12 protein-coding genes are annotated in these 13,766 nt (G+C 71.1%); 8 read left to right on the top strand and 4 right to left on the bottom strand.

Annotation, left to right across the window (positions count from 1 at the left end):
* Nucleotides 1-25 precede the first annotated feature (25 nt).
* From AC1DB1_RS10950 to AC1DB1_RS10940, 3 genes are all read left to right on the top strand, one after another.
* On the top strand, nucleotides 26-346 hold the full coding sequence (locus AC1DB1_RS10950) for a WhiB family transcriptional regulator (protein ID WP_271176267.1): 321 nt from the start codon (nucleotides 26-28) through the stop codon (nucleotides 344-346).
* 78 nt (nucleotides 347-424) lie between these two features.
* The gene (locus AC1DB1_RS10945; protein WP_477200786.1) at nucleotides 425-3,700 is read left to right on the top strand and encodes a glycosyltransferase; all 3,276 of its coding nucleotides are present in this window, start codon (nucleotides 425-427) and stop codon (nucleotides 3,698-3,700) included.
* Nucleotides 3,693-5,123, top strand: a complete 1,431-nt coding sequence (locus AC1DB1_RS10940) for a DUF5719 family protein (RefSeq protein WP_271176269.1) — start codon at nucleotides 3,693-3,695, stop codon at nucleotides 5,121-5,123. Before AC1DB1_RS10945 ends, AC1DB1_RS10940 begins: the two co-directional genes overlap by 8 nt.
* 9 nt (nucleotides 5,124-5,132) lie before the next feature.
* On the opposite strand, the gene AC1DB1_RS10935 is transcribed toward AC1DB1_RS10940, so the two are convergent.
* Complete coding sequence (locus tag AC1DB1_RS10935; protein WP_271176270.1) at nucleotides 5,133-5,576, bottom strand: metallopeptidase family protein; 444 nt, start codon at nucleotides 5,574-5,576, stop codon at nucleotides 5,133-5,135.
* Between the two features lie 42 nt (nucleotides 5,577-5,618).
* Here AC1DB1_RS10935 and AC1DB1_RS10930 point away from each other — a divergent pair, with 42 nt between their 5' ends.
* From AC1DB1_RS10930 to AC1DB1_RS10915, 4 genes are all read left to right on the top strand, one after another.
* Nucleotides 5,619-5,840 carry a DUF3499 family protein gene (locus AC1DB1_RS10930; RefSeq protein WP_271176271.1) on the top strand — a complete coding sequence of 74 codons (222 nt, stop codon included), beginning with the start codon at nucleotides 5,619-5,621 and terminating at the stop codon, nucleotides 5,838-5,840.
* Nucleotides 5,837-7,276 carry a phosphomannomutase/phosphoglucomutase gene (locus AC1DB1_RS10925; protein WP_477200785.1) on the top strand — a complete coding sequence of 480 codons (1,440 nt, stop codon included), beginning with the start codon at nucleotides 5,837-5,839 and terminating at the stop codon, nucleotides 7,274-7,276. The genes AC1DB1_RS10930 and AC1DB1_RS10925 overlap by 4 nt, the downstream gene beginning before the upstream one ends.
* Before the next feature lie 74 nt (nucleotides 7,277-7,350).
* Nucleotides 7,351-8,841: an adenosylhomocysteinase gene (gene ahcY / locus AC1DB1_RS10920; RefSeq protein WP_477200784.1), complete on the top strand. Its 1,491-nt coding sequence runs from the start codon at nucleotides 7,351-7,353 to the stop codon at nucleotides 8,839-8,841.
* Nucleotides 8,841-9,392: a GNAT family N-acetyltransferase gene (locus AC1DB1_RS10915; protein ID WP_271176274.1), complete on the top strand. Its 552-nt coding sequence runs from the start codon at nucleotides 8,841-8,843 to the stop codon at nucleotides 9,390-9,392. The genes ahcY and AC1DB1_RS10915 overlap by 1 nt, the downstream gene beginning before the upstream one ends.
* Before the next feature lie 25 nt (nucleotides 9,393-9,417).
* Here the strand turns inward: AC1DB1_RS10915 and AC1DB1_RS10910 are convergent, their stop codons facing one another.
* Nucleotides 9,418-10,338: a cyclase family protein gene (locus tag AC1DB1_RS10910; RefSeq protein ID WP_477200783.1), complete on the bottom strand. Its 921-nt coding sequence runs from the start codon at nucleotides 10,336-10,338 to the stop codon at nucleotides 9,418-9,420.
* 67 nt (nucleotides 10,339-10,405) lie between these two features.
* Nucleotides 10,406-11,236 (bottom strand): RDD family protein, encoded by an 831-nt coding sequence (locus AC1DB1_RS10905; protein WP_477200782.1) that lies wholly within the window; start codon nucleotides 11,234-11,236, stop codon nucleotides 10,406-10,408.
* Between the two features lie 26 nt (nucleotides 11,237-11,262).
* Here AC1DB1_RS10905 and AC1DB1_RS10900 point away from each other — a divergent pair, with 26 nt between their 5' ends.
* On the top strand, nucleotides 11,263-12,258 hold the full coding sequence (locus AC1DB1_RS10900; RefSeq protein WP_477200781.1) for a stage II sporulation protein M: 996 nt from the start codon (nucleotides 11,263-11,265) through the stop codon (nucleotides 12,256-12,258).
* 166 nt (nucleotides 12,259-12,424) lie between these two features.
* On the opposite strand, the gene AC1DB1_RS10895 is transcribed toward AC1DB1_RS10900, so the two are convergent.
* Nucleotides 12,425-13,756 carry a DUF58 domain-containing protein gene (locus AC1DB1_RS10895; protein ID WP_477200780.1) on the bottom strand — a complete coding sequence of 444 codons (1,332 nt, stop codon included), beginning with the start codon at nucleotides 13,754-13,756 and terminating at the stop codon, nucleotides 12,425-12,427.
* Between the last annotated feature and the right edge of the window lie 10 nt (nucleotides 13,757-13,766).

Raw genomic sequence — 13,766 nt, 5'->3', positions numbered from 1 at the left:
TGCAGTTAATGGGTGGGAGACCGATATGACAGTTCCTGAATATCGCTCTGGAGTACCCGACGACTGGTTCATCGATCCGGTCAAGCTCGGCGTTCCGGGGGTGCGGGCCAATGTCGACGACGACAATCCGCTGGCCTGGCAGTCCGACTCGCTGTGCGCTCAGACCGATCCCGAGGCGTTCTTCCCCGAGAAGGGCGGCTCCACTCGCGATGCCAAGCGCATCTGCGGTTCGTGCGAGGTCCGCTCGCAGTGCCTCGAGTACGCGCTGGCGAACGACGAGCGTTTCGGAATCTGGGGCGGTCTCTCCGAGCGCGAGCGCCGCAAACTCCGCAAGCGCGCGGGCTGACCGGTCGCCCGGCGCGAATATGCGCCGCGCCCGACACACTGACCGGCATACGCCCGACCCCAACTTAGGCTGACTCCGATGTATCCGAGAGTCACCGCCATCGTCGTCGCCCACAGTGGCGGCCACCACCTTCAGCGCACTCTCGACGCCCTCGCGGCGCAGACGAGAAAACCGGATGCCGTGATCGCCGTCGATTGCGCTGCGACCGACGACGCCCCGCGCCTGCTCGCTGAATCCGGGCCGACGCAGCTGGTCTCTGTGCAGGAGAAGCTCCCGTTCGGGGCCGCCGTCGCCACCGCCCTCCGGGTCACCGCTCCGCCGTCGTCGGACAACGAATGGCTCTGGCTGCTCGCCCAGGACACGGCGCCGGAGCCCGGCGCTCTCGAGGCTCTGCTCGCCGCCGTCGAGGTCTCGCCGTCGGTCGCCGCCGCCGGCCCGAAGCTCGTCGACTGGGAGGACCCGGCGTTCATCCGGGAGCTCGGTGAGGCCATGACGCCGTTCGGCGCCGCCGTGCCCCTGGTCGAGAACGAGATGGACCAGGCCCAGCACGACGGTCTCTCCGATGTGCTGGCCGTGTCGTCGGCCGGCATGATCGTGCGGCACACGCTCTGGGATCAGCTCGGCGGCTTCGATCCCGGCCTTCCCACCGCCGACGACGGACTCGACTTCAGCACGAGGGTGCGGCTCGCCGGATTCCGCGTGACGCTGGTCGCCGCGGCGCGGGTGGCCATCGCCGGAGACGGCGTCGCCGGCCCGAACCTCTCGCGCAAGTGGCGGGTGCGCCGCCGCCTCGTCCGCGAACGGCGCGCAGCCCAGCTGCATCGCCGCATGGTCTACGCGCCGGGCGCCGCCGTTCCCTTCCACTGGCTGAGCCTCGTTCCGCTGGCGATCCTGCGATCGATCGGCCGCATCGTCCGCAAGGAGCCAGGGGCGGTCGGAGGGGAGCTGGCCGCAGCATTCGCGGTCGCCTTCTCCGGTATGCGCATCGGCAACGCGCGCCGCGCGCTGGCCACGAGCAAGTCGGTGAGCTGGGCGGCGATCGCGCCGCTCCGCATCCCGTTCCCCGAGGTGCGACGTGCGCGCGCTCTCAAACGCGAGGCCGCGATGGTCGGCCAGCAGGGGGAGCGGCAGGAGCTCGACTTCTTCGGCACCGGTGGTGGCTGGACGGTGCTCGTGGCGCTCGTCGTCGGCATCGCGGTGTTCTTCCCGCTGCTCGGCAGCAGCGCCGTCAGCGGCGGCGGTCTGCTGCCGCTGAACAGCTCTGTCGGCCAGCTGTGGGCGAATCTCGGTTACGGCTGGCGCGACCTGGGTCTCGGCTTCGTCGGGGCCGCCGATCCGCTCTCCGCCGTGCTCGCCGTGCTCGGCACTCTCACGTTCTGGAACCCCTCTTTCTCACTCGTCGTGCTCTACGTCGCGGCCCTTCCACTCGCCGCCCTCGGCGCGTGGCTCGCCGCCGCACGGCTGACCAACCGCACGCTGCTGCGCGCCTTCGCCGGGCTGACCTACGCGATCGCGCCGACCCTGCTCGTCGGTCTGCAAGACGGCAGGCCCGCCGCAGTGCTCGCGCACGTGCTGCTTCCCTGGTTGTTCTTCGCCGGCCTGGTCGCGCGCCGTTCCTGGGCCGCGAGCGCAGTGACCGCCCTGCTCGCCGCCGCCACCCTCGCCTGCGCGCCCGCCCTCATCCCCGGGCTGCTGGTGGCCTGGATCGCGGCGATCGCCTTTGCCGGCCGCCGTGCGGCACGCATCGTGTTCATCCCGCTCCCGGCCGTCGTGCTCTTCGCACCGCTCGTGTGGCAGCAGGCCGGTCGCGGCGCGTGGCTGTCGATCTTCGCCGACCCCGGCGTCGTGCAGAACTCCCGGCAGACGCCCGCCTGGCAGCTGGCGCTCGGCTTCCCGGATGGGACGCTCGGCGGCTGGCACACGCTGGCCGCTGCTCTGGACATCCCGGCAGCGGCGCCGAACATCCTGGTGCCGATCCTCCTCGCCCCGCTCGGCGTGCTGGCGATCCTCGCCCTCTTCCTCCGCGGCTCGTCGCGTGCGGTCGCGGCGCTCGTCGTCGCCCTGCTCGGCTTCCTCTCCGCCGTCGCCGCGCTGCACCTCCAGGTGGCGTCGATGGGGGCGACGGTCGTTCCGATCTGGCCGGGCACCGCGGTGTCCCTGTACTGGCTCGGGCTGGTGGGCGCCGCCGTGCTCGCCCTCTCCGCGGTCGGGCGCGCGGCCGTCTACCCGGCCTGGGTCGCGCTCATCGCCGTCGCTGTCGCGGTCGTGCCGTCGGCCGTCGGCCAGTACATCCCCGACCAGTCGGCCGTGTCCGCGAGCAGCGGCAGCAGGATGCCGGCGGTCGTGACCGCCAAGGCGGCGACGCAGCCCCGCGTCGGCACGCTCCGGATCACTCCGGAGCCGGGCGGCGGCATCGCCACCGACCTGGTGCGCGGCGCCGGAGAGACGCTCGACGAGCAGAGCACCCTGAGTTCGACGGAGCGCACACTCACCGCCCGTCAGCAGGCACTGGCGGCCCTCGGCGGCAACCTCGCGTCGGCGAGCGGCTACGACGCCACTCAGCGCATGAAGACGCTCGGTGTCGATTTCGTACTGCTCACGCCACCGGCGACCACGCTCGACCCGCAGAAGACTGGCAGCGAGCATCCGACCGAGATCGCGAAGACCACCGGCAGCCGCGCGGCGACCGCTCTCGACGCGAATCCCATCCTGGTGCCGGTGGGCACGACGCCGAACGGTCAGCTGTGGGCGTTCGACCGCGGCACGTCCGCTGTCGCGCCGGCCGCTCAGATCCCGGCCGACGCAGGCGGGACCTGGCGGACGATCGTCCTCGTCGTGCAGGCCGTCGTGATCGCCCTCACGCTGCTGATGTCGCTGCCGACCATCCGCTCGGCCGACCGGGTCGCCGAACTCAACGCACGGCGGCCGAAGCGGCGCGCGGTGCGCGAGGACGATGTCGCCGTCGAGCCGGAGGACGAGCCGGAGGACGATGAGTCGATCGGCGACGAGAGCCTCTCCGAGTACGAGGCGGAGCCCGACGACGAGGCCGCGGTGGAGTCGGCCGGCGACGACGAGGTGGCGCAGGCCGCCTCGGACGGCAATCGAGCCGAGACGACGGATGAACCGGATGGCGTGGCCGCCGACGATGACCTGCGCGAGGCTGCCGAGCCGCGCGGGGCCGACGAGGTCGAGGCCGCCGACCCGCGTGAGCCCGACGACGTCGAGCCCGCCCGGGAGACCGTGCCGCCGACGCCTGCCGCCTGGACCCCCGCCGCGCCCACCACACTCGAAGACGGCCTCGACGAGACGGTCATCAGACCGCGTCGCACGCCGGAAGGAGGCACCCGTGGCTGACAAGCGCGGCATCGCCCGCATAAGCGTGAGGGCGCTCACCGGACTGATCGGCGTCGGAGTCGCGGTGGTCGCCGTCGCCGGCGCGACCCTGCTGCCGATCCCGTCGTTCTCGATCACCGCCCCGGTGGCCACCGTGACGCCCGTACCGGCCGATCAGCAGCGTGTCTGCCCGGGGCCGTTGCTGGCTCTCGCGGCCGGCGCGGGGTCCGCGACGCGCCCTTCCGCGTTCGGGGCGCCGAGCACCTCGTACGGCAGCGACAGCTCCGACGTGCAGACCCGCCTGCTCAAGACCGCGACCGACACCTCGGATCCCGGTGAGGCTCCGCTGGACATCACCGTTCCGACGCCCCCGGGCTCCACGGCGCCTCCGCTCCTCGCGGGCGCCCAATGGCAGGATGCGTCCACCGACGACCTCGCCGGCCTCGCCGCGGCGTCGTGCGATGAGCCGAGCGCCGACAGCTGGCTGGTCGCCGGCTCGACGGCACTCGGTCAGACCAGCCTCGTGCTGCTCTCCAACCCGACGTCGGTGGAAGCGACGGTGAACCTGACGATCTTCGCCGAGACCGGAGCCGTGGACGCCCCGGGCGCCGCCGGCATCGTCATTCCGCCCGGCTCCCAGACAGTCGTGCCGCTGGCCGGCCTCGCCCCGAGTGTGACCGCTCCCGTCGTGCACGTGAAGACCTCCGGCGGCCAGGTGCTCGCGTCGCTGCAGCAGAGCTACGAGCAGGGAATCGAGCCGCGCGGTGCCGAGCTCAGCGGGGCAACAGGGGCTCCGTCGCAGACGCAGGTGATCTCGGGCGTCACGATCAGGAACCTCGCCAAAGTGACCGCTGCGCAGACCGGCGAGGGCTACGGTGTCGATCTTCCGGCGGTGCGCGTCTTCGTGCCCGGCGACCAGCCGGCGGAGGTCGCGGTCGGCGCGGTCGGCGAGAGCGGTACGGCGGCCGGCAATTCGGTCTCCGTCACCGTCAAGCCGGGTGTCGTCGCCGAGATCCCCCTGCAGAACCTCAAAGACGGCAACTACACGGTCACGGTGCACTCTTCGGAGCCCGTCGTCGCCGCAGCCCGCACATCGGTGATGGGGGCCAAAACCCGCGACTTCTCGTGGTTCGTGTCGTCGCAGCCGATGAGCGACCGGTTCCTCGTGGTCGTCCCGTCGGCGCCCGCGCCGATCATCCACCTGGCGAATGCAGGTACCACGGACCGGGCGGTCACGCTGACGGCCGAGAGCGGCAAGAAGCTGAAGTTCACCGTTCCGGGCGAAGGGGCGGTGAACCGGCCGATCCCCGCCGGAACCTACACCGCGGACGGGGCTGATGACCTCGTCACCAGCATCAGCTTCTCGAAGGACGGCAGTGCGTCATCGTTCGCGCTGAACCCGCCTGGGCCGCTGGCGGCGCCGCTCGACGTCTACGCGCGCTGACCGCCGGGATCAGAAGTGCCGGAAGCGCTCCGGTGCGAGGTCCCACGGGTCCTTGCCGAGGAGCTCTGCGACGGCCCGGAAGACGCAGCCCTCGACGTACATCCGGCGATGCAGGTCGTCGTTCCTGTGCAGCTTCGCCAGCCGCTGGATGGGCACCCGGTACAGCACGACGCGGCGGTGGGCGTGATCGACCTGCCAGCGGTCGACGCCGTCGTCGCCCGTGATGCCGATGGGCGTGGCGGCGACCTCGAAGTGCACGTCGGAGAGCTCGTTCGGCCAGATGCCCTTGAGGTAGTCGGCGGTGGAGGCGACGGTCATGTCGAAGGCGTCGATGCGGTTGTTCAGCATCGGCAGATGCGGTCCGGTCACCGGTCCGCGGGCACCACGGCCGTGGCGGCTGCGCCAGCGCGAGGTCGCGGGCGGCTCACTGCTGGTGCGGCGGTTGCGGGGCATGTCGTCATCCTACGTCGCCGGCACTCAGGTATTCTGAGCCCGATGTTGAGCCGCCCCTGTTCCCGCGTGGCGTGCCCGCGCGATGCCGTGGCCACGCTCACCTACGTGTACGCGGATTCGATGGCCGTGCTCGGCCCGCTCAGTCTCAGCCACGAGCCGCACAGCTACGACCTGTGCGCCATCCACGCGGAACGCATGTCCGCCCCGCAGGGCTGGCAGGTCGTGCGTCACGAAGTGTTCGGTGAAGTAGGTTATGGGGCGTGAGCAACTCCTCTGAATCCGACCCGTACCGTGCCGGCCTCGATGCCGTCGTCAAGACCTACGACGTTCGAGGCCTCGTCGGATCGGATCTCACCGAGGAGGTCGTGGCCGCGATCGGCGCCGCCTTCGTCGACGAGGTCGGTGCTGCCGGGCACGAGGTCGTCGTCGGGCACGACATGCGCGACTCCTCGCCGTCGTTCGCGGCGGCGTTCGCCCGCGGTGCGCAGGCCCGCGGTGGCGACGTGGTCTCGATCGGCCTGTGCTCCACCGACGAGTCGTACTACGCGTCGGGCGCCCTGAACGCGCCGGCCGCGATGTTCACCGCGAGCCACAACCCGGCGACCTACAACGGCATCAAGCTCTCGCGCGCCGGCGCCCAGGGGCTCAGCCTCGACACCGGCCTCGGAGCCGTGCGCGACCGCGCCGCCGTCTACCTGCACGACGGCATCGATGCCGTGGCCGAGACCGGATCGCTGCGCGAGCAGGATGTGCTGGCCGACTACGCCGCGTATCTCCGGTCGCTCGTCGATCTGGGCTCCATCCGGCCGATCACCGTCGTCGTCGACGCGGGCAACGGCATGGGCGGCCTCACGGTCTCAGCGGTGCTCGGCGAGGCGGCCGGACTGCCGACGCTGCCGATCACGATCATCCCCATGTACTTCGAGCTCGACGGCACCTTCCCCAACCACGAGGCGAACCCGCTGGAGCCGAAGAACCTCGTCGACCTGCAGCGCGCGGTCGTCGAGCACGGCGCCGATCTCGGCCTGGCCTTCGACGGCGACGCCGACCGCTGCTTCGTCATCGACGAGAACGGCGACGCCGTCACGCCGTCGGCGGTGGCCGCGATCGTCGCCCTCCGCGAGATCGCCCGGGTCCGCGCAGAAGACCCGGATGCCGACATCACGATCATCCACAACCTGATCACGTCGAACATCGTCGCTGAGACGGTCGAGGCCGCCGGCGCCACCCCGCTGCGCACCCGCGTCGGGCACTCCCTGATCAAGGCGGCGATGCGCGAATCCGGCGCCGTCTTCGGCGGCGAGCACTCGGCGCACTACTACTTCCGCGACTTCTGGAGCGCCGACAACGGGATGCTCGCCGCGATGCACCTCCTGGCCGAGTTCGGCTCTCAGGACCGGCCGCTGTCGGCGCTCTCTGCCCAGTTCACGCCGTACGCGATGTCCGGGGAGATCAACTCGACGGTCGCCGATGTCCCGGGCGCGTTCACCCGAGTGGTCGAGGCCTTCACCGGCCGCGGCGAGTTCGACGAGCTCGACGGCCTCACCGTGAACGGCTTCTCCGGCGGCGACGAGGCGTTCTGGTGGTTCTCGGTGCGGCCCTCGAACACGGAGCCCCTGCTGCGCCTCAATGTCGAAGCGGCCGACCAGCAGACGATGGAGCGCATCCGCGACGAGGTGCTGGCGCTCATCCGCGCCTGAGCGGCCGGCACCGCTGATCGGTCGGCCACCGCCGCGCGGGGCGGGCAACGGCCCGCGGATGCGAGAATGGGGCAATGGCCTCCTCCACCGTCGCTGACTCGACCACCGCACTGCCCTTCAAAGTCGCCGATCTCTCGCTCGCCGAAGCCGGCAGGCACCAGATCAGGCTCGCCGAGAACGAGATGCCGGGGCTGATGGCCCTGCGCGAGGAGTTCGGCGCATCCAAGCCCCTCGCCGGAGCCCGCATCGCCGGCTCGCTGCACATGACTGTGCAGACCGCGGTGCTCATCGAGACGCTTGTCGCTCTCGGCGCGCAGGTGCGCTGGGCGAGCTGCAACATCTTCTCCACCCAGGATGAGGCGGCCGCGGCGATCGCGGTCGGTCCGGACGGCTCCGTCGAGCATCCCGCCGGTGTCCCGGTGTTCGCCTGGAAGGGCGAGACGCTCGAGGAGTACTGGTGGTGCACCCAGCAGATCTTCGACTGGACCTCCGAGGCAGAGGCAGCCGGCGCCGACTGGATCGGCCCGAACCTGATCCTCGACGACGGAGGCGACGCCACCCTGCTGGTGCACCGGGGCCGCGAGTTCGAGCTCGCCGGCGCCGTGCCCGACGATGCTCCCGGCGACAGCCACGAGTACCGGGTCATCCTGGCCGCGCTGCGCGCCTCGCTGGCCGCATCCCCCGATCGCTGGACGCGCACGGCCGCCGAGATCGTCGGCGTCACCGAGGAGACCACCACCGGCGTGCACCGCCTGTACGAGCTCGCCCGCGACGGTCAGCTGCTCTTCCCGGCCATCAACGTCAACGACTCGGTCACCAAGAGCAAGTTCGACAACAAGTACGGCATCCGGCACTCGCTGCCCGACGGCCTCAACCGCGCCACCGACGTGCTGATCGGCGGCAAGGTCGTCTTCGTCGCCGGCTACGGCGATGTCGGAAAGGGCGCGGCGGAGGCGCTGCGCGGCCAGGGCGCCCGCGTGATCGTGAGCGAGGTGGACCCCATCAATGCGCTGCAGGCGGCGATGGACGGCTTCCAGGTGTCGCGCATCGAGTCGGTGGTCGGCGAGGTCGACATCTTCGTCACCGGCACGGGCAACCTCAACGTGATCACGGTCGACCACATCCTCGCGATGAAGCACCTCGCGATCGTCTCCAACGTCGGCCACTTCGACAACGAGATCGACATGGCCGGCCTCGAGACCCTCGACGGTGCCGAGAAGATCGAGATCAAGCCGCAGGTGCACGAATGGCGGCTCCCCAACGGTCGCAGCGTCCTGGTGCTCTCCGAGGGACGCCTGATGAACCTCGGCAACGCCACGGGACACCCGAGCTTCGTGATGAGCAATTCGTTCACGAACCAGGTGCTCGCGCAGCTCGAGCTCTTCGTGTCGCCGGAGAACTATCCGGTGGGCGTTTACGTGCTGCCGAAGCACCTCGACGAGAAGGTCGCGCGTCTCCACCTGGACGCGCTCGGCGTCGAGCTCACCACCCTCACCCCTGAGCAGGCCTCGTACATCGGCGTCCCGGTCGACGGCCCGTACAAGGTCGACCACTACCGCTACTGATGGCCATCGATTTCGCTGCCCGGGAGCTGCCCGGAGGCATCGTTCTGCGCCTGCGCACCGAGGACGACGCGCAGGGTCTCGCCGACGCGTTCGCGCGCAATCGCGGCCACCTGGCGCCCTGGGACCCGACCCGCACGGAGGAGTTCTACACCGCCGAGGGGCAGCACGCGCGCATCCGCGAGAAGCTCGAGCTCCGCGATCGCGGCGTCGCCCTGCCGCTCGTGCTCGTCGACGGCGATTCGATCGCCGGAGCGATCGACCTCAGCGACATCGTGCGCGGAGCGTTCCAGAGCGCCTCGGTCGGCTACTGGCTCGATCGCGATCACACCGGTCGCGGTCTGGCCTCCAGCGCGCTCGCCGCGGTCGTCGGGACCGCACGCGACGACCTCGGGCTGCATCGCCTGCAGGCCGCAGCACTTCCGGCCAATCACGCGTCGCAGGCGGTGCTGGTGCGGTCGGGCTTCGAGCGCATCGGCGTCGCCGCTGACTACCTGCGGATCGCCGGTCGCTGGCAGGACCACGTGCTGTTCCAGCGCATCCTGCACGACTGAGCGGGTCAGAGCACGACGTAGCGGGTCAGAGCACGGCGTAGGCGCGCACCGGGAAGGTGCCGAACCCTTCGACGGCGGGCGGCGCTGCGGTGAACCGTGCTCCCCGGGCGGGCAGCGCATCCAGACCCGTCAGGTGCTCCACGACGTGGATGCCTGCGGCGAGCAGCAGTGAGTGCGCCGGGCGCGCTCCGCCCGACTCGGTGTCGTCGATGTTGAGCGAGTCGATGCCGACCAGTGTGACACCGGCATCCACGAGCTGCTGGGCGCCCGCCTCCGTGAGGAATGGAGCGCTCGACGCGTAGGCGGGGGTGCCGAAGTACCTGTCCCATCCGGTGTGCAGCAGCACGGCGGTGCCTGCCAGCGCCCGGTCGTAGAAGACCTCGGCCGGGATGCCGCGTGAGTCCGCGTCCGCGAGATGGAAGACCTCCGCGGGCAGGTCGACCAGTGTGTCGAGAGCGAGCGACGACAGATCGCCACCGTCGGCGTACCGATGGTACGGGCTGTCGAGGTAGGTACCGGTGTTGCCGATCATGGTGATGACGTCCATCGCGAATTCGGTGCCGGGGGCGTAGATGGCGTGCGAGGCCTCACGGGTCAGGTGCGGGGTGATCACCGGCTCGGGCAGCCCGGGGTAGGTGACGAGTCCGGCCCGGATGCGGTGGCTCAGGTCGACGATCCGACGGCGTGCGGCGACCTCCGGCGCCCCGGCCGCGGGCGCGGCGGCCTCGACGCCCCGGCTGCCACGGTGCTGCTCCTCGACGATCGAGAGCCCGCGAAGTGTCACGTCACCGACGAGGGCGAGGCCCAGGTGGGAGATGAAGAGCCGGCCGATCTCCGCCTCGCCCAGTTCGGCGGAGGGCAGGTCGAGCCGGAAGCCGGTGGCCTCCAGACCTCCGCCGTTGATGAAGGTGACGGTGGCGTCGAAGTGTGCGCGGTATTCGGGCATGCGATCTCCTGGGGTGCGGCGGTCCGGTCGGTGGGCGGCGAGCGGGGGACGGGCGGATGCGTTCGGCTCAGCGGTCGGGGAAATCGTGCGGCAGCCCGTCGAGCACGGGCTCCAGCCGCTGCAGCCGGTCGTGCTCGAGGCGCAGCGCGGCGGCATCGCGTTCGCGGCGGAGCACGCTCACGGCGAGCAGGAAGGTCTCGGCGTCGACCGGGGGCAGCGGGGACACGAAGCCGGCCGCCTCGCTCGCCAGCTCGCCGCTCAGCCCGGCGCGTGCGGTGGGTGTGAGCGACGGCGCCTGGCGCACGTACTGCGCGATCCGGCGGGAGAGCCGGTCGGGCAGCTTGCCGACGTCCGCGGTCTGCGCCCAGACAGCCAGCTGGGGCGGGAGGGCCAGCGGTACGGTCGTCACGCGAGGCACCCGCTCGAGTTGGCTGTAGGTGCCGGCGAGCAGGTCGCCGAGCCGCTTCGAGCGCGGGTCGAGCAGCCCGGCGAGGGCGGCGATGCCACCGAAGGTCAGGTAGATCTCGAGCACGCCGACGAGCGCCCGGATGAACGCGTGGCGGAAGCCGATGGCCCCTCCGTCGTCGCGCACGATGCGGGCGCCGACCGCGAGCTTTCCGAGCGACCGCCCGCGGGAGGCGAGCTCGACGGTGGTGGGGAGGATGACCGTGCCGAACACGATGATCAGCACCGCCAGAACTTTGGCCAGCGCGTCGTCTACGCCCCCGCCCGTCCAGAACACCAGCAGGATCAACCCGAGCATGACGAGCATGGACGTGAGCCAATCGATGGCGGCGCCCGCGGCGCGAAGAATGTAACTGGCCGGTCTGACGTCGAGCGCGACGGCCTCACCGGTGACGAGTTCTCTCTCGCCGGGCGTCTGAAAAGGCTCGACCATGGTCTCTCTGACATTAGCCTAAGCACATGGACCTCGACGCATATACGGACGCGCATCGTGAGGACTGGGACCGGCTCGCCGTCCTGGCGAAGCGACGGCGTCTCGACGGGCGCGAGGCCGACGAACTGATCGACCTCTACCAGTCGGGTGCGACCGATCTCTCGGCGATCAAGACGCTCGCCGGCTCGACCGCCGTCGGCGACCGGCTGTCCGTCTCGCTGGCGGCCGCGCGCCTGCGCTTCACCGGGGCCGGCGCGAATCTGTTCTCGCAGATCCCGCAGTTCTTCGTCGCCCAGTTGCCGGCCGCTCTGTACCGCATCCGGTGGATCGTGCTGGCGGTCGCGGTGGCGACCATCGTGGTCGCCACCCTGTACGCCGCCTGGATCGCCGGCAACCCCGATGTGCTCGCGAACTTCGGCACGGATGCCCAGCTGCGCCAGTACGTTGATCACACGTTCATCGACTACTACTCGAACAACCCCGCCGCCTCGTTCTCCGGACAGGTCTGGACGAACAACGCGTGGATCGCGGCCCAGTGCGTCGCCTTCGGGATCACGGGTGTCTGGGTGCCGTACGCGCTGCTCAGCAACGCCATCGGCGTCGGCACGGCGGCCGGCGTGCTCTTCGCCTTCGGAAAGGGCGATGTGATGTTCGCGTACATCCTTCCGCACGGCCTGCTCGAGCTGACCAGCGTGTTCGTCGCGGCGGCGGCCGGCCTCCGCATCTTCTGGGCCTGGATCGCGCCCGGCGCCCGAACCAGGGCGCAGGCGCTCGCCGAAGACGGGCGCGCTCTGTTCACGGTGGCGATCGGCTGCGCGATCACCCTGTTCGTGTCGGGTCTCATCGAGGGATTCGTCACGCCGTCGTCGCTGCCGGTCTGGGCGAAGATCACGATCGGAGCGCTGGCGCTCGCCGCGTTCCTCGTCTACATGCTGGTGCTCGGCCGCCGCGCGGTGCGAGCGGGCGAGACAGGCGACCTCAGCGAGTTCGAGGCCGGATCGCGTCGGATCGTCGCCGGCTGAGGGCGCCGCGCTCGCCGGCCTGCTGCCGACCGGTGCCGCAGCTGGAGTCGTGACTCCGGAAGTCCGGGGCGAATGCGCGCAGGCTTCCGGAGTTGTGCCGGATCGGCCGGCGCGTCGGCCGAGTGTTCCGGAGTTGTGCGCGGCCGCGCGGCCCCGGTAGCCGCCGCTACAGCCGGCCGGCGGCCTTCAGCGCCAGGTAGTGGTCGCTGAGCGCGGGCGGGAGGTCCTCGGAGGAGCCGGTGACCACATCCGCGCCCAGACGCTGCACCGCCGCAGTGACGCGCGCCACGTCGAGCAGCGTGCGCTCGGCGGAAGCAGCGCGATACACCCCGTCCCGGTCGCCTCGCGCCGTCGTCGCGCGCAGAGTCTCCGGATCGGTGACCGATGCCACGACCACCACGTGCTTCCTCGACAGCTGCGGCAGCACGGAGAGCAGTCCGCGTGAGGCCCCAGGAGCCTCGATGGAGGTGAGGAGGACGACCAGCGAGCGCTGGGTGGTGAGCTGCGCCACCTGCGACGGCACGGCGCTCCAGTCCATCTCGATCAGGGCGGGCTCGATGCCCGCCATCGCGTCGACCATCCGGGGGAGCAGGTCCGGGCCGGTGACACCCTGCACGCGCCCGCGCACGGTGCGGTCGTAGGCGAGCAGATCCACCCGGTCGCCCGCCCTGCTGGCGAGCGCCGCCAGCAGCAGGGACGCCTCGAAGGCGGTGTCGATGCGGGGCTCGTCGTCGATGCGCGCGGCGGAGGTGCGTGCGGTGTCGATCACGATCACCACGTGTCGGTCGCGCTCCGGGCGCCAGGTGCGCACCATGACGCGTGCACCGTGCCCGGCTGTGGGATCGTGGCGCCGCGCCGTCGCACGCCAGTCGATCGAGCGCACGTCGTCGCCGCGCACGTATTCGCGCAGCGAATCGAACTCCGTGCCCTGCCCGCGGAGCATCACGCTGGTCATGCCGTCGAGCTCCCGCAGCCGCGCGAGGCGGGACGGCAGGTGCTTGCGCGAGCTGAACGGCGGCAGCACGCGGATGCGGCCGGGCGCGCTGAGCGTCGCCTGCCTGGCCGCCAGGTGCAACGGTCCCCAGCTGCGCACAGTGACCTGCGCGACTCGGCGTTCGCCACGACGCCACGGCGTGAGGGTCGTGGCCACCCGGCGGCGCTCCCGCGGAGGGATCACGATGGGCGTGCGCGACCGGGCGATGCCCGCCGACGGCTCCCACGCATCCCGCACCTGGCCGCGGATCGTGCGCGAGCCGGTGTTCGTCAGCAGCAGCTCGATCGGCGCCTCGGCGCCGAGCCGAACCCGCGCCGGTGTCCGCCGCTCCACCGCGACGCGGCGAGGAGAGGCGGCCGCGAGCAGATCGATGACGCCGAGCACCACGCACACCGCGATCCACGCTCCCAGAACGGCGTACGCGGTCGCCTCGTGCGCGCCGAGCAGCACCACCGGGACGACCCCGAGGGCGAGCAGGGCGACGAAACGCCCGGATACGGTCACGGTCGCGGGT

Source organism: Leifsonia sp. 10N434 (assembly GCF_056394405.1).
This window is presented reverse-complemented; position numbering and strand designations above follow the sequence as displayed.